The organism is Amycolatopsis thailandensis, assembly GCF_042723255.1.
Lineage (GTDB): Bacteria > Actinomycetota > Actinomycetes > Mycobacteriales > Pseudonocardiaceae > Amycolatopsis > Amycolatopsis thailandensis.
In genome coordinates this window covers 1-18,392 of sequence record NZ_JBHXJK010000150.1, presented here as the reverse complement: position 1 = coordinate 18,392, position 18,392 = coordinate 1, and the positions used below count along the sequence as shown (strand labels likewise).

Below are 18,392 nucleotides of genomic sequence, written 5' to 3'. Positions count from 1 at the left end.
GTCTTTGCGCGCGCAAGGACCGCATCCAGAGGACTAAACGCGGCCCTTGTCGTAGTGCCGCTTCGCCCGCGCCCGGTTCCCGCAGTCCGACGAGCTGCACCAGCGCCGTGACCGGTTGCGCGTCTGGTCGGTGAAGATCCAGCCGCAGCCCGGCCCCTCGCACTCCCGGATCCGGTCCAGGTCCCCGGATCGCAGCAATTCCTCGGCCTCCAGCGCGAGAAAGTGCGGCAGCGCGGTGTCGTCGGTCAACGGCACCGTCCACTTCAGCGGGAGAGCGGGCGCGAGTTCGGCGTACCGGTACGCCGCGAGCAGTGGCTTCCGCAGCGGCGTGACGTCCCGCGGGTCCGACACGAGGACGCGGTAGAGCGTCTCGCGGAAGTCCTTCACCACCTCCAGGACGGACTCGGAGATCTCGAGCCGTTCGGCGCCCGCGCCGACCAGCACGACCCACTCGGACAGCCTCGCCGGGGCGGAGAGACGATCGTCCCGCCTGGCCGGGTCGCGCCGCCAGGAAACGGTGTTGACCAGGTCCAACGGCACGCTCCCGCCGATGCTGTCGTACCCGTCCCAGTGGCCGTCCACGGATCCTCCTAATGGTCAAACTCAGTTTAGCTTGTTAGGGTCGAAGTCATGACAACACTCCGGCGGAACTATCTGGCCGGCGCCCGCGTGGGGCTCGGGCTCGGTGTCGCGACCTTCGTCCTCGGTGTCACCTTCGGCGCCTACAGCCAGACGCTGGGCTGGGGGATCGCGGCCCCGATCGTCGCGTCGATCGTCGTGTTCTCCGGCTCGGCCCAGTTCGCGATGGCGACCGCGCTCGCGGGCGGCGGCAACCTCGCCGTCGCGGTCGGCGCGGCGGCCCTGATCAACGCCCGTTTCCTGCCGATGGGCGTCTCGGTCGCCGCGGACCTGAGGGGCGGGCGCCTGCGCCGCGCGTGGGAGGGCCAGGCCGTCGTCGACGGCTCGTGGGTCGCCGCCCACCTCGGCGAAGGGCGCTTCGACCGCGAAAAACTCATCGGCTGCACGCTCGTCCAGCTGCCCGCGTGGGTGCTGGGCACGGTGCTCGGTGTGCTGGCCGCGCCGCCACCGGACGTCGTCGCGCGGTTCGGCCTCGACGTCGTCTTCCCCGGCTTCTTCCTGGTCCTGCTCATCGACGAACTGCGCCGTTCGCGCCAGGCGGTCCGGACCGCCGCGCTCGCCGCCTGCCTGGCCGGGATCCTGGTGCTGTTCGTGCCGGTCGGCCTGGCGCTGATCGGCGCGTCGGCCGCCGCGCTGCTGGGACTGGGGGTGCGGCGATGACGCTCTGGCTCGCGATCGTCCTCGTCGCGCTGGTCAGCATCGGGTTCAAGGCGGTGGGCCCGGTCCTGCTCGGCGACCGGGAGATGCCGCCGCGCCTGGCGGGCGTGATCGCCTTGCTCGCGCCCGCGCTGCTGGCCGGGCTCGTGCTCACCGAGGTGACCGGCCCGGCCTGGTCGGGGGTCGACTGGACGCTCTGCGCGGGGCTGGCCGCGATCGCGGTGACCTACGTGCTGCGCGTCCCGGTGCTCGCCGCGATCCTCTGTGGCGTCGTCGTCACGGCGGCCCTGCGGTTCCTGATCTAGGACCAGAACGCGCCGCTCAGGCCTGCCTGGGCGAAGTACGCGGCGGCGGCCGCCGGATCCCGCCGGGTGTAGCCGTGGTCGAGCCTGCCGTCGTACCAGCCGGCCGCGAGCCGCCACAGCGTCCGAAGATCCAGCACGTAACCCTTGTCCTGTCCCGTTTCCGTGAGCCATTCGTCCACACAGGACTCGCCGCAGAACAGCCGCTGGTTGCCGCAGGTGCGCACGACGTCGTCCCACATCCGCGCCGCCGGGACGAGGAAATGCGCGACCAGATCACCCTTCGGTGGGGCCTGGTCGTTCACCATCAGCGCCTGGGGTTCGCCGCAGCCGCGACAGCGCGTGGACACCAGCACCTCGGGTTCGGCCTTGACCAGATGCGGGATCGCGAACGCGTCCCACGCGCAGCCGCCCCACCACAACGTCCGCTCACCCATCACGGAGAACCCCAGCGGGATCGCCGCGAACGGGTGGGCCATCACGACGTGCTCACAGTCGTCGAGCACCACGTGCCGTTGCTCCGCGAGCCGGTGCAGCGCCTGTTTCGCCACCGCGAGCGACCCGTGGGCGGCGTCGGCCAGTTCCGGCGCCGTCGGCGGCCTCCCGTGCTCGGCGAACGCGCGGTAGACCGCGACGCGGACGTCCTCGTCCCAGCTGGTGTCGTTCTCGGCGCTCATGGCGGCTCCCTGTGGTCGCCCCCGAGTCTCCCCAGGCGGGCGCCACTCGGCAACCGCTCACGATCCGGTCGCGAGTGGCTGAAGTCGCATGCCCATAGCCTGAGAGGGGGCTCCCAGCCAGCGGACTTTCCCCTTTAACATGAGCGGTATGACGTCGGTGGTCGAGCGGTTGCAGGGTGATGGACCCGTGTTCTCCATCGAGTTCTTCCCCCCTCGCGACGCGGCCGACGAGGCGGTTCTGTGGAAGTCGATCCGGGAACTCGAGCCGCTGGACCCGGCGTACATGTCGATCACCTACGGCGCCGGCGGCTCCAGTCGGGACGGCACCATCCGCAGCATCGCCCGCGTCGCCACCGAAACCACGCTGGTGCCGATGGCGCACCTCACCGCCGTGAACCACTCGGTCGCGGAACTGCGCAACGTCATCGGCTGGTACGCCGCAGTCGGCGTGCGGAACATCCTCGCGCTGCGCGGAGACCCGCCCGGTGACGTCTACGGCGACTGGGTCCCGCATCCGGACGGGCTCGACTACGCCGAGGAACTCGTCGAACTGGTGCGCTCCCTCGGCGACTTCTGCGTCGGCGTCTCGGCCTTCCCGTACGGCCACCCGAGGTCGGCGAACCTCGAGGCCGACACCGAATACCTCGTGCGCAAGCTGCGCGCGGGCGCGGATTTCGCGATCGCCCAGCTGTTCTTCGAGCCGGAAGACTTCCTCCGCCTGCGGGACCGGGTGGCGGCCACCGGCTGCGAGGCGCTGGTCATCCCCGGCGTCATGCCGCTGACCACGCTGAGGACGCTGCACACGTCGATCAAGCTGTCCGGCGCGCCCGCGCCGCGGCGGCTGCTGGACAAGCTCGAACCGCTGGCCGACGATCCGAAGGCCTTCCGCGCGGCGGGAATCGACACGGTCACCGAAATGTGCGAGCGGCTCATCGCCGAAGGCGTCCCCGACCTGCACTTCTACACGTTCAACCGGTCCAAGGCCACCCGTGAGGTGGTCAGCAGGCTCGGGCTGGTCCCGGCCCGCGCGTAACTCCGTACCGAAGTCGGCCGCCGTCCCGGTAGCGTGCCGGTCATGGCTTCAACCGCGCGAAGTGTGCACGAGATCTGTGACCGGTACGTCGACGAGTACGCCGCGGCCGACCCGGTCGCCGCGACGACGTTCGGTATCTCCGGATACGACGACCAGCTGACCGACTATTCGCCCGCCGGGCACGCGGCCAGGGCCGCGATCGCCGCGCGCGCACTGGCCGACATCGCCGCGGCCGAACCGGTCGACGACGGTGAACGCGCGGCCAAGGCCGTGTTCAGCGAGCGGATCGCGCTGAACCTCGAAATCCACGAAGCGGGCCTCGACATCGCGGCGCTGAACGTGATCGAAAGCCCGGTGCAGGAACTGCGCATGGTCTTCGACTTCATGCCCACCGAGACCGCGGAGGACTGGGCGACGATCGCCGCCCGGATGGCCAGGGTGCCCGAAGCGCTCGACGGTCTCCGCACCTCGTTGCTCGCGGCCGCCGACGCGGGCCGGGTGTCGGCGTTGCGCCAGGTCGGCAAGGTCGCCGAACAAGCCGAAACCTGGGCCGGGCTGAAAGAGGACACCGGGTACTTCGAGACGCTGGCCTCGGGCGCGAAGGACATCGACGAGAAGCTGCGCGGCGAACTGGACCAGGCCGCGCACGCCGCTCAGGAGGCGTACGCGGAGTTCGCCGGTTTCCTCCGCGCCGAACTGGCGCCGCTGGCGCCGGTCAAGGACGCCGTCGGCGCCGAGGTGTACAAGCTGTGGTCCCGGCTGTTCACCGGAGCCACCTTCGATCTGGACGAGGCCTACGCCTGGGGCTGGGCCGAGTTCACCCGCCTCGAAACGGAGATGCGCGAGGTCGCCGGCCGGATCAAACCCGGCGCCACCCTCGCCGAGGCGGCCGCCGTCCTCGACGCCGATCCCAAGTACGTCGTGCGCGGCCGGGCGGAATTCCAGGCCTGGATGCAGAACCTGTCCGACAACGCGCTGAAGTCGTTGCGCGGCAAGCACTTCGACATCTCCGACCAGGTGATGGGGCTGGAGTGCAAGATCGCCCCGCCCGGCGGCACCGTCGGCGCGTACTACACCGGCCCGAGCGAGGACTTCTCCCGCCCCGGCCGCATGTGGTGGTCGCTGCCGCAGGGTCGTGACGAGTTCACCACCTGGCGCGAGGTCAGCACCGTCTACCACGAGGGCGCGCCGGGGCACCATCTGCAGATCGCGACCGCGGTCGACCAGTCGGAGTCGCTGAACAAGTACCAGCGGCTGCTCGCGTTCACCTCCGGGCACGCCGAGGGCTGGGCGCTGTACTCCGAGCGGCTCATGGAGGACCTCGGGTTCCTCGCCGACGACGGCGAGCTGTTCGGCATGCTGTCCGAGCAGCTGTTCCGCGCCGCGCGGGTGATCGTCGACATCGGCATGCACCTGGAGCTGGAGATCCCGGCGGGCCCCGGGTTCCACGAGGGCGAGCGGTGGACGCCCGAGCTGGGCCTGGAGTTCATGCTCACCCGGACCGTCACCGACCCGGCCCACGTGCACGACGAGATCGACCGCTACCTGGGCTGGCCGGGGCAGGCGCCGTCGTACAAGCTCGGCGAACGCCTCTGGCTCGCCGCGCGCGACGAGGCCCGTGCGCGGCAGGGTGACGCCTTCGACATCAAGCAGTTCCACACGCGGGCGCTGGCGCTCGGCGGGATGGGGCTGGACACGCTGCGCGAGATGCTCGCCGCCCTCGACTGAGTTCCCTAAAATCTCAGGAAAGGGCCGTTCCTGACGAAATTCGTCAGGAACGGCCCTTTCATGACATTTCCACCAGGTTTCCGCGGAGACCGCCGCGTGCCGCAATTCACGTGCCCCCGCCACCGGAGCCTTGATACGTTCCCTTCGTGCACCGGATCTTTCTCGTCACCCCACCCCCCGCTTCCTGAGCGGGGTGTCTCAGGCCGCGCGGCGTTCCCGCCGCCCGGCCGATCCGTGCTGCACTGAAGCACCCCGCGTCGTCGACGTCCTTTCCGACAGACACAGACGCAGGAGCGTTTCCCCATGTCCGTTGCCGTACCCACGCGCGCCCGATCGTCGGCCGCGCTCGTCCTCGCCGGAGTCCTCTGGGGGACCGGCGGCCTCGCCGGATCCCTGCTCGCCTCCCGCGCGGGACTCCATCCGCTGAGCGTCGCCGCGTACCGGCTGCTCATCGGCGGCGTGATCGCCACCGGCTACCTCTGGCTCACCGGAGGCCTCCGCGGCCTTCCCCGCACTCCCCGGGTCCGACGTCGCCTGTTCGCCGTCGGCGGCTTGTTCGCCCTCTTCCAGACCAGCTATTTCGCCGCGGTCTCGCTGAGTTCCGTGAGCGTCGCGACCATGACCACCATCGGCAGCGCGCCCGTCCTGCTGACTGTCGCGACGGTCGTCAGGACCAGGAAACCGCCCGGAGCGTGGACGGCGGTGTCCCTGACCGGGTCCCTCGCCGGGCTCGCGTTGCTGCAATGGACACCGGGGGAGAAGGTCGACGCCGCCGGAGTGTTCTTCGCGCTGCTCGCCGCGGCCGGGTTCGCCGCGCTGACCCTGGTGACAGCGACCCGTGTCGAGGGGCTGGATCCCTTGCCCACCACGGCTTTCGGCTGTCTGATCGGCGGCGCCGCGCTGACCCCCGCCGCGCTGTGGGCCGGGATGGCCGTGCCGCCGCAAGCCGACGTGCTCGCGCTCGTCCTCTACTTCGGCGTCGTGCCGACGGCGCTGGCGTACGCGGCGTACTTCCGCGGTCTCGAAGGTGCCCATCCTGTGCTGGCCGCGCTATCCGCCCTGCTTGAACCACTGACGGCCGCGCTGTTGTCCATGGCCGTGTTGGGGGAACGGCTCGGCGCGGCGGGCTGGTGCGGCGCGGCGGTGCTCATCGCCGCGCTCGCCGTCGCCTATTCGAAGCCCTAGAGGGGCAGCGTCCGCCCGAGGATCGCGAACGCCCGCGGATCCCCGGCGAAGTGGTAATCCCGCAGCACATCGACGAATCCGACGCGCCGGTACAGGTTCCAGGCCCGGCTGGTGCCTTCCGGCGTGGAAAGGAGGACGTGGGCGTTGGGCACGCCGTCGAGCAGCCGTCGCAGGAGGTCCTCGCCGATCCGCTTCCCCTGGCTTTCGGGGCTGACGTGGATCTCGGTGAGCTCGAAGTAGTCGGACATCCAGTGCTCGGCGGCGTCCACGCCCTCGCGACGGGTCAGGCCGTGACGGACCTGCTCGTGCCACCACTGGCCGCCGCGGCCCTTGTAGCCGTAGGCGAGCCCCAGCAGGACGCCGTCCGCGTCGAGCGCGGCCATGCAGCGCCAGCCTTCGCGCAGCGCGTGCGTGAGCCACATCGGCGCGCGCTGTTCCGCCGTGCCTTCGGGGTAGCGCATGGCGTTGACGTAGATGGTCAGCGCCTCGGGGAGCCGGGCGCGGAACTCGTCCGCGGACAGCTGGACGAAACGGGTGCATTCCGAGGACATCGCGGTCACGGGCGCCCATCCTGCCCGTCGCCCGCGACGTCCGCGGGAGTGCCCCCGGTCAGCGAGACGAGTCCGGCGAACGTCGTGGGGTACACCGACTTCGGATGCCCGGCGGCGGCCCAGACGACCTCGTGAGCGCGTAACGCGGTGTCGACGAGGGTGGTCAACGCCTTCGGGTGACCGACCGGCGCGACACCGCCGATCGGCTGCCCGGTGTGCGCGCGGACGAAATCGGCGTCCGCCTTGCCGATCTCGTCGGCGCCGGTCAGCGACGCCAGGAGCCCGGTGTCGGCGCGGTGCGAGCCGGAGGTCAAGGCGAGCAGGGCCGTCTCCGTGTCGCCGGTGCGGCTTCGGAAGACGAGGCTGTTCGCGATCGCGCCGACCTCGACACCGAGCGCTTCGGCGGCCTGCGCGGCCGTGCGGACTTCGGCGGGGAGGATCCGGATCCCGTCCGCGGCGGCCTGCTGGCCCGCCTCGGCGAGCGCGGCCGCGACCTTGGCCACCGACGGATGACCGGACTGGTCGATGGTGCTCATACGCCTATGAGATCACGTGGCCGATGCCGTGTCCCGCGCCACATGCGGCGATCACCCGGCTACGGGGTTGAAGAAGTGGGCTGGTCGGGGTTACATTGGTCTTGTTCGAACAGACGTTCGACATTCGGTGAGCGCGCACCGGTAGGTGCCCGGCGCAGGGGCGGGGGAAGCGCCTCGGCTCCGGGCACCGGCCGGCGCTCACGTACAGGAGGAGGGTCGTCATGTCCGTTTCGGTCGTGTCCCCCGACGAAGCCGAGAGGCCGGGGGGCACCGCGCAGCCCGCCCTGCCGATGTCGTTGCGCCCGCCGGCACCACCCGCGGCGGTCTCCTTGTACGCACAGGCGAGGCGGGGTCTCGCCGAAGCAGAGCGGGAGAACGATCCCGCGGAGCGGTTCATCGGGGCCTATCTCGCCGCGCTGCGGGGCGCGGCGGCGGTCCTGGAGGCCCGCGGTCGTCCGCACCGGGGCCGTGCCCGGCCCGCGAGCGGCTGGGTGCTGCTCGATTCCGTCGCGCCGGAGCTGAAGGAGTGGGCGGCGTTCTTCGCGGCCAACTCGGCGACGCGGGCCGCCGCGCAGGCGGGGATCACCGGCAAGGTCACCGTCGAACTGGCGGACGAGCTGACGCGGGCCGCCACGGTGTTCCTGGAACTGGTCCGGCGGGTGGTGCACGGACTGCCGATGGGTGACTCTGCGTATGTGGCTTAGCAGCCGGTTAGCGGAGCTGCGGTTTGTCCGGAAGTCGCCATACCCGTGAACCCGCCTGGCCGAAGGCCCGCTATCGCGGTGGCAGGGCGCCTTCACCGGCTTCGTGACTTGAAAGACCAGGTCGCGCCCTGCCGACGCCGATCGCGGACGCGGGTTCACCCAGAGACAGAGTGCTCCACGGAGAGGGGGTGCCCGATGGCCGGGCAGGCCATGATCGACCAGGGCAGGTTCCTGGAGGTGATCGGCGCCGAAACCGAGCTGATGGCTCAGGTGGCGCACACCGCGTCCGCCGACGCGCCGGTCCCCACCTGCCCCGGCTGGACGCTCGGCGAGATCCTCAGGCACGTCGGAAGCGTGTACCGGGTCACCCGCCGCTGGATCACCGACGGACGGCGTCCGGAGCACTGGCAGCGCAAACCGGGGCCGCGGCAGACCCTGGAGGAGTACTTCCGCGAGGGCCGGGACGAACTCGTCGCCGAACTGTCCGCGCACGATCCGGACGAACTGGCGCCGACCTGGTGGCCGGCGGACCGCAGCTACGGGTTCTGGCGGCGGCGGATGGCGCACGAGGCGACGATCCACCGGATCGACGCGGAGACCGCGGCGGGCCGGGACGTGTCGGAGATCCCCGAAGACGTGGCACTCGACGGGATCGACGAGGCGCTGGTGCTCTGGTTCGGCCAGCGGCTGCCGTTGCTGGGGCTGTCCGGCACCAAGACCGGATCGGTCGGTGTGCGCACCGCGGGCCACACCTGGATCGCCAGAGCGGGCCCCACGGAAACGATCGCCTGGCGGTGCTCGGCCGAGGAGGCCCAGCGCGCGGACGACCTGATCACCGGGAAGCCGGACAAGATCTACCGCTGGCTCTGGGGCCGGGCGGGTCCGACGTCGGTGACGGTCAGCGGAGACCAGGACATGGCGGGACAACTCTGGGCCCTGTTGCGGCTCGCGACCCGATGACCGGTCGGTGGGGAAGCCAAACCGGTCAGAACCAGTCGGCGGAGCCGAACCAGTGCCAGAGAAGTGACCGAACGCGTGAACCCGCCCCTGCCGAAGGCCCCGCTATCGCGGTGGCAGGGCGCGGGTTCACCCGAACGAGCAAAAGTGTCGGTGGTGCCGTCTAGGTTCACCGGTGTGGTGGCACATCTGGTGAACCTGGTCTTCGACTCGGCCCTTCCCAGGGATCTGGCGGGTTTCTGGGAAGGGCTGTTCAGCTGGGACGCGCCGTTCGAGCCGGCGTTCCGTTCCGAAACGCGGCCCAAAGGGCGCAAGAACCGGCTGCATCTGGATCTGGCGAGCCGTTCGCCCGGGCACCAGGCCGAGCTGGTGGACCGTGCGCTGTCCCTCGGCGCGCGGCACATCGACGTCGGCCAGGGCCCGCCGGAGGAGAAACGGGTGCCGTGGGTGGTGCTCGCGGACCCCGAGGGCAACGAGTTCTGCGTCCTCGAGCCCCGTGAGCAGTACGAGGGCACCGGCGCGATCGCGGCGGTCGTCGTCGACGCCCTCGACCCGGAGCGGCTCGCGCGGTTCTGGGCGGCCGCGCTGGGCTGGGAGATCGGCGTCCAGGAGGAGACGATCGTGGGCCTGCGGCCGCCGGACGGTCGCGGCCCCTGGGTCGAGTTTCTCGCCACGAAAGAGGACAAGGTGGAGCGGAATCGGCTGCGCTTCGAGATCGCGCCGGGGCCGGGCGGGAGCCGGGCGGCCGAAGTCCGGCGCCTGCTGGGGCTGGGCGCGCTAGGGCGCGGTACGGCGAGACGAGGCGCCGTGTCCCTGGTGGACCCGGAGGGCAACGAGTTCAGCGTGCTCACGCCCCGCTGAGTGTTTCGCCCCGGTTGCGCGGCGGCGCCGATCGCTGACCTGGGCGAAACATCGGCGCCGTGGGCAGGCAACAACCGGCCGGGACCGTGGAGGTCATGGAGACCTATCGAGTCCGGCCCACCGAGATCCATCCCGGCGAAGAGACGGCGGCCGCGTCGGCCTGGCGTATCCGGATCCGCGTGGACGACAGGCCCGGCACCCTGGCCAGGATCGCGATCCGGCTGGCCGACCTCGAGTGCAACATCCTCGGGCTGTCGGTGCTCCCGGTCCCGGGCGGCGTGCTCGACGAGATCGTCCTGCGGCCGGCCACCGGCCTGCCGAGACAGCTGCTCGTCGACGCGATCCGCGACGAAGGCTGTGAATGCTCCGCCGTCGTCGACGCGGATCTGGCCGAACTGGTCGATCCGGCCACCGCGACCCTCACCACGGCCAAGAGGGCCGTCGAGGAGCCCGGTGGCCTCGCGGAGGTGCTCCGCGGCGTGCTCGCGGCCGACGTCGTCACGAAGGTCCCGTCGATCGAGGCGAACCCGGCCCGGACGGAAGGCGGGCACCGGGCGGTGTTCGCGGCGGGAGACGGCACCGCGTTCGTCGCGCGCCGCCGGTGGTCGCCGTTCGTCGAACTGGAACTGAGCCGGGCCGTCGCGCTGACCGGGTTGATGACCGCCGTCCGCGACAACGTGACCGGGCCGATCGTGCTCGACCGGCCCGATGGCGCCGCCGTCGTCCTGCGGAAGGGCGTCCCCGGTGACGCGGAGGCGGTGTCCGCGCTGCACCAGAGATGCTCGATGACCACGCTTTTCCATCGCTACCACACCGGAATGCGCACCGTGCCGCGTCGCTGGCTGCACCGGCTCCTGATGCCACCGCGCGGGGTCAGCCTGCTCGCGGTCTGCGGTCGTGACGTGATCGGTCTCGGTCAGCTGATCCCGTCGGCCGACGGCGGTGCGGCCGAAGTCTCACTCCTGGTCGAGGATTCCTGGCAGCGCCAAGGCATCGGCACCGCTTTGCTGACCAGGCTCGCCGTCCTCGCCGTGGCCAAGGGAGAGCGCGAACTCGCCGCTGTCTGCCTGCCCGGCGACGACTCCCTCTACCGCACCGCCACCCGCGTCGGACTCCGCCCCGAACGTGCCCCCGGCGACTCCGGCACCCTGCGCTTCGCTCTCCCCGACCCGCGCGTTTAGTCCTCTGAACGCGGTAGTTCGCGTTGCCAACCACCGCGTTCAGAGGACGAAATGCGAAGGTGGGTCAGCGGTTCCAGAACCAGTCTTTGCCGCGAGCCTCGCCCAAGGCGCGCTTCTTGCGTTCGGGGGTGAGCCGCTCCAGGTACAGCTTGCCGTCGAGGTGATCGGTCTCGTGTTGCAGGCATTGGGCGAGCACGTCGACGCCTTCGACCTCGACGGGTTCGTTGCGCAGGTCGACCCCGCGCACCACGGCGTGCTTCGCGCGGACGACCGGGAACCACAGCTCCGGCACGGACAGGCAGCCCTCGCCGATCTCGTGTGTCTCTTCGGACAGTTCCACGAGTTCCGGGTTGATCACGTATCCGCTCAGCCCGCCGACGTCGTAGCTGAACACCCGCAGGCCGACCCCGATCTGCGGCGCCGCGAGACCCGCGCGCCCGGCCGGTTTCACCCCGTCCATCAGATCGGTCACCAGCGACTCGATCTTCTTGTCGAATGTCGTGACCGGATCGCAAACGGTCTTGAGCACGGGGTCCCCGAAGTAGCGCAGGTCGCGCATCACCATGTTCGAACGTCCTTCTCCACTGGCCTGATCGGTGATTCTAGGCCCGCAGGCGCAATCCCTTGGGAGTCGCCCGGAATCCCGCCTCCTGGAGGACGGCCGAAAGCTCCGAGGTGAGTGCCACCTCGCCGTCGGCCTTCTGCACCGCGAGCTGCCCCAGCCAGCCTTCCCGCACCGCGGTGGACAGTGCCCGCGCGGCCGACCGCAGCGGCTCCTGATCCTCGGTGAAACTCAGCAGCGACCGGCCGCCACGTTCGACGTACATCGCCGGGACACCGTCCACGAGCACCGCCAGCGCCCCCGCTTTCCTCGCCGGACGGTGCTTCGTGTCACCCGTCGCGGCGGGCCACGGCAACGCGGCGCCGTAGGGCTGGGCCGGGTCGGCGGCGGCGAGCACGACCGCGCCCTCGGTGGTGGTGCGCTGGTTCCCGGACTGCGCGCGCAGCCTGTCGACGGCGCCCTTCGCCGCGAACTGCGCGGCACCGAGCCCTTCCACCACGTAGCCCCGGACGACCTGACCCGAATCCTCCATCCCGCGCAAAACCTTGTAGATCCCGGAAAAACCGCCCGTCACCCGCTCGGTGTCGAGCGCTCCCCGGGTGAGGACGCCGTGCCGTTCGAGGAACGCCTCTGTCCGCGCGTGCGCACGCCTGGTCGGATCCGGCTCGCGATCCGGGGTCAGCGCCCAGCGGCCCGCCACCGTCGGCGGCCCGGTGCGCGAAGGCATCGCCGGACGTCCGGCCCGCAGCCGCGCGTACCGGCCGCGAGGAGCTTGGCGGCGAGGCTTGTGCGCCGCGCCGGAACCGGAGACCTGCGCCCGCAGCGGGCCCAGCGTGTCCCCGGTGACCAGCCCGGCCCACACGAGATCCCACAGCGCGGCGACGACTTCGCCGTCGTTGGGCGGGGTTTCGACCAAGGGTGACGCGCGCTCCACGAGCTGCCGGAAGAACTGTGCGCCACCCTCCAAAGTGGACAGAATGGCCGCGTGGAGCGGGCCGGAGGGCAGATCGTCATCGAGGTCGGGCAGCAGCAGATCGGCGACGTCCGTGGGCGCGAGCGCCAGCCAGCCGTCCCCGCCGGACAAGGAACCGCAGCCGCACCACGTCACCTCGCCCGCCGTGGTGAGTTCGTCCAGCAGCGACGGCGTGTAGCCGGGCAGCCTGCTCGGCAGGATCAGCGACTCGACCGCGCTCGCCGGCAGCGGCGCCCCGGCCAGCTGCTCGACCGCGGACAGCACGTCGTCCGCCGTCGGCGCCGACCGCACTCGCGCGCCGATGCCGTGCCACGACGGCAGGAACCGGCCCAGCGCCGCCGGTTCGACCGGCTCGACCTCGGCCCGCAGCCGGGCCAGCGACGCCCTCCGGAGCCTGCGCAGCACCGACGCGTCGCAGAACTCCATCCCGACGCCGTGGGTCTCCGGATGCCCGACCGGGCTCAGCTCGCCCCGGACCAGCCTGCCCTGAGCGGTCAGCCTGTCCAGGACACCGGTGACCACGGCCGTCCCGAGCCCGAAGCGCTCGGCGGCCTGGCGGGCGCTGAACGGGCCGCGGCTGCGCGAATAGCGGGAAAGCAGGTCGCCCACGGGATCCTCGACCGGTTCGGTGAACGCCTCCGGCACGCCGACCGGCAGCGCGGTGCCCAGCGCGTCCCGCACCCGTCCCGCGTCCTCGATGGCGATGAAGCGTTCGCCACCGCCGATGCGGACCCGGATCACCCGCCGCGCGGCTTCGAGTTCCTCCAGCCATTCCCGCTGGATGCCGCGGGCGGCGGCCTCCTCGATCGAGAGATCTCCGAGGAACCGCAACAGATCCGCGGCCTCTTCGGCGTTGCGGGCGTGCCTGTCCGGATCGAGGCGCTGCAACGAGCGCTCGACTTCGGCGACGACCTCGGCGTCCAGCAGTTCCCGGATCGCCTCGGTGCCGAGCAGTTCGGCCAGCAACGTCGAATCCAGCGCCAGCGCCGCCGCGCGCCTTTCCGCGAGTGGGGCGTCGGTCTCGTACAGGAACATCCCGACGTAGCCGAAGAGCAGGCTGCGTGCGAACGGCGACGCCGACGGGGTCTCGACCTCGACCAGCTTGACCTTTCGCGAGCGCACGTCGGCCATCAGTTCGCGCAGCCCGCCGACGTCGTACACGTCTTGCAGGACTTCCCGCATCGCTTCCAGCACCACGGGGAACCGCTCGTACTTGGCCGCGACCGAAAGCAGTTGCGACGCGCGCTGCCGTTGCTGCCACAGTGGCGTGCGACGGCGCGGATCCCGGCGGGGGAGCAGCAGCGCCCGCGCCGCGCATTCCCGGAACCGCGCGGCGAACACCGCCGAACCGCCGACCTCGGCGACGATCAGCTGCTCGACCTCTTCCGGATCGAGCAGCACGTCCTCGACGCCGATGGTGACCTCGGCGCCGTCCATGTCCAGCGCCTCGGGCAGTCGCAGCACGATGCCGTCGTCGGAATGCGCCACCTGGGCGTCGACCCCGCGGTTCTCCCGCAACCGGGCCGCGATCGCGAGTGCCCACGGCGCGTTGACCTGCGCCCCGAACGGCGAGTGCAGGATGACCCGCCAGTCACCCAGTTCGTCACGGAACCTTTCCAGCAGCACGGTCTTGTCGTTCGGCACGTGCCGCGTGGCCGACTTCTGCTCTTCCAGGTACGCCAGCAGGTTGTCGCACGCGTACTCGTCCAGTCCGGCGACGGCGGCGCGTTCCCTGGCCGCCGATGGTTCCGAAGTGGACAGTTCACGGACGAACGCGCCCAGCGCCCGCCCCAGTTCCAGTGGACGGCCGGGGGCGTCGCCCTTCCAGAACGGCATCCGGGCGGGCTCACCCGGCGCGGGCACCACGATCACGCGGTCGTGGGTGATGTCGGTGACCCGCCAGGAGGAGGTGCCGAGCAGGATCGTGTCCCCGACGCGGGACTCGTAGACCATCTCCTCGTCGAGCTCGCCCACCCGCGACCCGGGTTTGTCGTCGGCGCCCGGCGTCATCACGGTGAACAGTCCGCGGTCGGGGATCGTGCCGCCGGAGGTCACGGCCAGCCGCTGCGACCCCGGACGGCCGTGCAGCTCGCCGCTGACCCTGTCCCAGGTGATCCGGGCGCGCAGCTCGCCGAACTCCTCGCTGGGGTACCGGCCGGCGAGCATGTCGAGCACGGCCAGCAGCGCGTCGTCCGGCAGGGACGCGAACGGCGCCGCGCGACGGGCGAGGGCGGCCAGTTCGTCGACCGTCCACGATTCGAGCGCCACCATCGCCACGACCTGCTGCGCGAGCACGTCCAGCGGGTTCCTCGGGTACCGGACGGCCTCGATCGCCCCGGACGCCATCCGTTCCGCGACCACCGCGCAGGAGACGAGGTCGCCCCGGAACTTCGGGAACATCACCCCGCTCGACACCGCGCCGACCTGGTGCCCGGCCCGGCCGACCCGTTGCAGTCCCGAAGCGACCGTCGGCGGTGCCTCGATCTGCACGACGAGATCGACGGCGCCCATGTCGATGCCCAGTTCCAAAGAGGACGTCGCCACGACGCACGCCAGCCGCCCGGACTTGAGCTCCTCCTCCACATGCGTGCGCTGCTCACGGGACATCGACCCGTGGTGGGCACGCGCGATCACCGGTGTCACGCCGGTGGTGAGCCCGGACTGGCCGATCGCCTCGGCCGGATACCGCTGATCCGGTTCCAGTTCGGTCTGCTCCGCGACGAGTTCGTTGAGCCGGGCCGTCATCCGCTCGGTGAGCCGCCGCGAGTTGGCGAACACGATCGTCGACCGGTGCGCCTGGATCAGTTCGAGGACCCGTTCCTCCACCGCGGGCCAGATCGACGGCCGCCGCGGCGCGCCGTCTATCTCGTCTAGCGATCCGGGGAGCCGCGCCAGGCCCGCGTCGAGGTCTTCGTTCTGCTTCGGCCCTTGTGGACCGTCGAGATTGGACATGTCCTCGACCGGGACCTCGACCCGGACCTCGATCGTCTTCGCGAGTTTCGGCTGGACGATGGTGACCGGCCTGCCACCGGCCAGGAACGAGGCGACCTCGTCGATCGGCCGGACCGTCGCCGACAGCCCGATGCGTTGGGCGGGTTTCTCCAAGAGGGCGTCGAGCCGTTCGAGCGACAACGCCAGATGCGCGCCGCGTTTGCCGCCCGCGACCGCGTGCACCTCGTCGATGATCACCGTCTCGACGCCGCGCAGGGAGTCCCGCGCGGACGAGGTGAGGATGAGGAAAAGCGACTCCGGCGTGGTGACCAGCACGTCCGGCGGTGTCTTGCCGAAGGAACGCCGCTCGGCCGCCGTGGTGTCGCCGGTGCGCATGCCGACGCCGATGTCCGGCACCGGCAGCCCCAGCCGCCGCGACGCCTGCGAGATGCCGGCCAGTGGCGCCCGCAGGTTGCGCTGGACGTCGACCGCCAGCGCCTTCAGCGGCGAGACGTAGAGGACACGGCAGCGTTTCCGCGGCTCGGACGGCGGCGGCTCGACCGACAGCCTGTCCAGCGCCCAGAGGAACGCCGAGAGCGTTTTGCCGGAGCCTGTCGGGGCCACGACCAGCGCGTGTTCCTTCGCGTGCGCGGCACGCCACGCCCCCTCCTGCGCGCGGGTGGGCGCGGCGAAGGCCCCGGTGAACCAGTCCCTGGTCGCGGGGGAAAAGAGGTCGAGTACGTCTGCCACGCCCTCCATAGTGCGCCGGACCACCGACAGTTTCGCTCCGGGCCTGTGACACGGGACCGGTTCGGCGGGTTCCGCACGTGCGGTGGCCTCGCTCATGGGAGCATCACGGCCAGCGCGGCCGGATCGGTACCTGGGGCGGCCGCCGTTCGTCTGTGAAGGGGTATGAGCTGTGCGGATCCTGTCGGTGGACCTCGGGACGTCCAACACCGTGGCCGTCCTTTCGGCGCACGGGAGGCCGCCGCGGGTGGTCGAGGTCGACGGTTCGGCCAACATGCCGTCCGCGGTGTTCGCCACAGAGGAAGGCACGATCATGGTCGGCCGGGACGCCGAGCGCCGCGCCCGCCTCGACCCGACCCGGTTCGAGCCCAACCCCAAACGCCGCATCGACGAGCAGACGCTCCTGCTGGGCACCGACGTCATCCCGGTCAGCGAGGTACTGGCCGCGATCCTGCGCCGCGTCCTCGACGAGACCACCCGTCAGCTCGGCGGGGACATGCCCGACGAGGTCCGGCTCACCCACCCCGCGCAGTGGGGCCCGACCCGCCGCAACGTGCTGCTGTCCGCCGCCCGGCTCGCCGGGATGGGCGGCAACCTGGTGCTCGTCCCCGAGCCGGTCGCCGCGGCCGCGCATTTCGCGTCGTTCCCCGGCAAGACGCTCGCGCCCGGTCAGGCGCTCGCCGTGTACGACCTCGGCGCCGGCACCTTCGACGTCGCGATCGTCGGCGCGACCCCGAACGGCGGCTTCACCGTCGTCGCCGAAGACGGCCTTCCCGACCTCGGTGGTCTCGACGTCGACCAGGCGCTGCTGGTGCACGTCGGCCGTGAGGTCTCGCACAAGGATCCCCAGCGCTGGCAGCGGGTCCTGCGGCCCGAGTCCACTCCGGACCGTCGTACGCGACGAGCGCTGCAGGAGGACGTGAAGGCCGCGAAGGAGGCCCTGTCGCGGCACCCGCAGACCGAAGTCCCGATGCCGGAGCCGTTCGAGGACGTCCTCGTCACGCGAGGCGAACTCGAAGCGCTCGTGCGGCCGTCGATGCTGCGCAGTGTCGAGCTGATGGCGCGCGTGGTCCGCTCCGCCGGGATGACCCCGGACCGGCTCGCCGGTATCTACCTCGTCGGTGGTTCGAGCAGGCTTCCGCTGGTCGGCAGCCTGATCGCGGAGAAGCTCGGTGTCGTCCCGGGCAGCCTCGACCAGCCCGAGACCGCGGTCGCGCTCGGCGCCCAGCACGTCGCCTCCGACGGCATCAGCACGCGGACGCAAGGTGTCGAGGGGCAGGTCGCGGCCGGAACCGGTGCGCACCAGGTCGGCCCCGGCGCTTCGGGCCCGTACGCGCCGCCGGTCGCCTCGATCCCCGGCTATCAGTCGGGCGGTCCCGGCCAGTCCGGCGGTTTCCCCCAGTCGGGTTACCCGAACAGCGGCCCGCAGCAGGTGCAGCAGCCCGCGCCGACGAACTTCCCGACATACTCCCTCGCCGGTCAGACCGCCGCGGAGAAGGCGCCCGCGAGCAAGAAGAAGCCGCTCGTCATCGGGGCCGTCGTGGCCGTCGTCGTGCTGATCGCCGCCGGGCTCACGTACTTCCTGACTTCCTCGTCGGTGACGACCTACACGGCCGACGAATGCAAGACGCCCGCCGCGGCCGACGACAAGGGCCTCACCGGCTGCCTGCGGCAGCTGGCCGGGAAGATCGCCGACACCGGCGACTGCAAGCCCGGGATGGGCAACGGGCCGGCGAAACCGGCGGAGGACCTCGGCGTGACGTCGACCTGTTCCGCGCCGGGCCGCGCCGGGACCCAGGTGACCTATCTGCAAAGCGGTTCGGCCGACAAGCTCAAGGCCTACACCGACGGACTGCTCAATTCGGCGGGCGGGGACCGCACCGAGGCCAAGTGGGTGGGCAACGCCCTGGAAGGCCAGTACTCCTCGGCCGCCGGGCGGAACGCCGCCGTCCTGGTGTTCACCGTGACCGACCGGCCGCTGGTCGGCTTCATCTACCAGGTCCCGGCCGAAGGACAGACCCCGACGCCGGGCGAACTCGCCGATTACTTCGAAAAGAGCGTCCAGCCGGGGGAGTGACCCCGGTATTCGCGCGTGAAGGCCCCTTCCCTCGGCTGAGCCGCGTGAACGGGGGCTTCACGCGCGAGGCGGTGAGTAGGAATGTGCCCTG

16 protein-coding genes are annotated in these 18,392 nt (G+C 71.2%); 10 read left to right on the top strand and 6 right to left on the bottom strand.

Annotation, left to right across the window (positions count from 1 at the left end):
* Window positions 1-33: 33 nt before the first annotated feature.
* Window positions 34-582 carry a CGNR zinc finger domain-containing protein gene (locus tag ACFWMR_RS36770; protein ID WP_378381730.1) on the bottom strand — a complete coding sequence of 183 codons (549 nt, stop codon included), beginning with the start codon at window positions 580-582 and terminating at the stop codon, window positions 34-36.
* 48 nt (window positions 583-630) lie between these two features.
* Between ACFWMR_RS36770 and ACFWMR_RS36765 the strand changes: the two genes are divergently transcribed.
* Together ACFWMR_RS36765 and ACFWMR_RS36760 are read left to right on the top strand one after the other, a co-directional pair.
* Window positions 631-1,299, top strand: a complete 669-nt coding sequence (locus ACFWMR_RS36765; RefSeq protein WP_093937330.1) for an AzlC family ABC transporter permease — start codon at window positions 631-633, stop codon at window positions 1,297-1,299.
* On the top strand, window positions 1,296-1,601 hold the full coding sequence (locus ACFWMR_RS36760) for an AzlD domain-containing protein (protein WP_378381729.1): 306 nt from the start codon (window positions 1,296-1,298) through the stop codon (window positions 1,599-1,601). The genes ACFWMR_RS36765 and ACFWMR_RS36760 overlap by 4 nt, the downstream gene beginning before the upstream one ends.
* On the opposite strand, the gene merB is transcribed toward ACFWMR_RS36760, so the two are convergent.
* The gene (gene merB, locus ACFWMR_RS36755) at window positions 1,598-2,275 is read right to left on the bottom strand and encodes an organomercurial lyase (protein ID WP_378381728.1); all 678 of its coding nucleotides are present in this window, start codon (window positions 2,273-2,275) and stop codon (window positions 1,598-1,600) included. The genes ACFWMR_RS36760 and merB overlap by 4 nt on opposite strands.
* A gap of 148 nt (window positions 2,276-2,423) precedes the next feature.
* Here merB and metF point away from each other — a divergent pair, with 148 nt between their 5' ends.
* The 3 genes from metF (at window position 2,424) to ACFWMR_RS36740 (ending at window position 6,221) form a co-directional block, all read left to right on the top strand.
* Window positions 2,424-3,308 (top strand): methylenetetrahydrofolate reductase [NAD(P)H], encoded by an 885-nt coding sequence (gene metF / locus ACFWMR_RS36750; RefSeq protein WP_093937333.1) that lies wholly within the window; start codon window positions 2,424-2,426, stop codon window positions 3,306-3,308.
* A 42-nt stretch (window positions 3,309-3,350) separates the two neighbouring features.
* Window positions 3,351-5,036, top strand: a complete 1,686-nt coding sequence (locus ACFWMR_RS36745) for a DUF885 domain-containing protein (RefSeq protein ID WP_208636068.1) — start codon at window positions 3,351-3,353, stop codon at window positions 5,034-5,036.
* A gap of 303 nt (window positions 5,037-5,339) precedes the next feature.
* Entirely contained in the window at window positions 5,340-6,221 is an 882-nt protein-coding gene (locus tag ACFWMR_RS36740; RefSeq protein WP_378381727.1) for a DMT family transporter, read from the top strand.
* Here ACFWMR_RS36740 and ACFWMR_RS36735 read toward each other — a convergent pair.
* The gene (locus ACFWMR_RS36735; protein ID WP_093937325.1) at window positions 6,218-6,781 is read right to left on the bottom strand and encodes a GNAT family N-acetyltransferase; all 564 of its coding nucleotides are present in this window, start codon (window positions 6,779-6,781) and stop codon (window positions 6,218-6,220) included. The two genes, ACFWMR_RS36740 and ACFWMR_RS36735, sit on opposite strands and share 4 nt — an antisense overlap.
* Entirely contained in the window at window positions 6,778-7,308 is a 531-nt protein-coding gene (locus ACFWMR_RS36730) for a YbaK/EbsC family protein (protein WP_378277238.1), read from the bottom strand. Before ACFWMR_RS36730 ends, ACFWMR_RS36735 begins: the two co-directional genes overlap by 4 nt.
* Window positions 7,309-7,529: 221 nt before the next feature.
* Between ACFWMR_RS36730 and ACFWMR_RS36725 the strand changes: the two genes are divergently transcribed.
* The 4 genes from ACFWMR_RS36725 to ACFWMR_RS36710 all read left to right on the top strand — a co-directional run bounded on the left by ACFWMR_RS36725 (window position 7,530) and on the right by ACFWMR_RS36710 (window position 11,011).
* Window positions 7,530-8,012, top strand: a complete 483-nt coding sequence (locus tag ACFWMR_RS36725; protein ID WP_005156540.1) for an SAV_6107 family HEPN domain-containing protein — start codon at window positions 7,530-7,532, stop codon at window positions 8,010-8,012.
* A 195-nt stretch (window positions 8,013-8,207) separates the two neighbouring features.
* Window positions 8,208-8,972: a maleylpyruvate isomerase family mycothiol-dependent enzyme gene (locus tag ACFWMR_RS36720; protein ID WP_093937323.1), complete on the top strand. Its 765-nt coding sequence runs from the start codon at window positions 8,208-8,210 to the stop codon at window positions 8,970-8,972.
* A gap of 174 nt (window positions 8,973-9,146) precedes the next feature.
* The gene (locus tag ACFWMR_RS36715) at window positions 9,147-9,830 is read left to right on the top strand and encodes a VOC family protein (RefSeq protein ID WP_378381726.1); all 684 of its coding nucleotides are present in this window, start codon (window positions 9,147-9,149) and stop codon (window positions 9,828-9,830) included.
* A gap of 95 nt (window positions 9,831-9,925) precedes the next feature.
* Entirely contained in the window at window positions 9,926-11,011 is a 1,086-nt protein-coding gene (locus tag ACFWMR_RS36710; protein ID WP_378381724.1) for a GNAT family N-acetyltransferase, read from the top strand.
* A gap of 64 nt (window positions 11,012-11,075) precedes the next feature.
* On the opposite strand, the gene def is transcribed toward ACFWMR_RS36710, so the two are convergent.
* Complete coding sequence (def, locus tag ACFWMR_RS36705; RefSeq protein ID WP_093937320.1) at window positions 11,076-11,576, bottom strand: peptide deformylase; 501 nt, start codon at window positions 11,574-11,576, stop codon at window positions 11,076-11,078.
* Between the two features lie 37 nt (window positions 11,577-11,613).
* Entirely contained in the window at window positions 11,614-16,236 is a 4,623-nt protein-coding gene (locus tag ACFWMR_RS36700) for an ATP-dependent helicase (protein WP_378381732.1), read from the bottom strand.
* 160 nt (window positions 16,237-16,396) lie between these two features.
* Here ACFWMR_RS36700 and ACFWMR_RS36695 point away from each other — a divergent pair, with 160 nt between their 5' ends.
* On the top strand, window positions 16,397-18,301 hold the full coding sequence (locus ACFWMR_RS36695) for an Hsp70 family protein (protein WP_093937319.1): 1,905 nt from the start codon (window positions 16,397-16,399) through the stop codon (window positions 18,299-18,301).
* The last annotated feature ends 91 nt before the right edge of the window (window positions 18,302-18,392 follow it).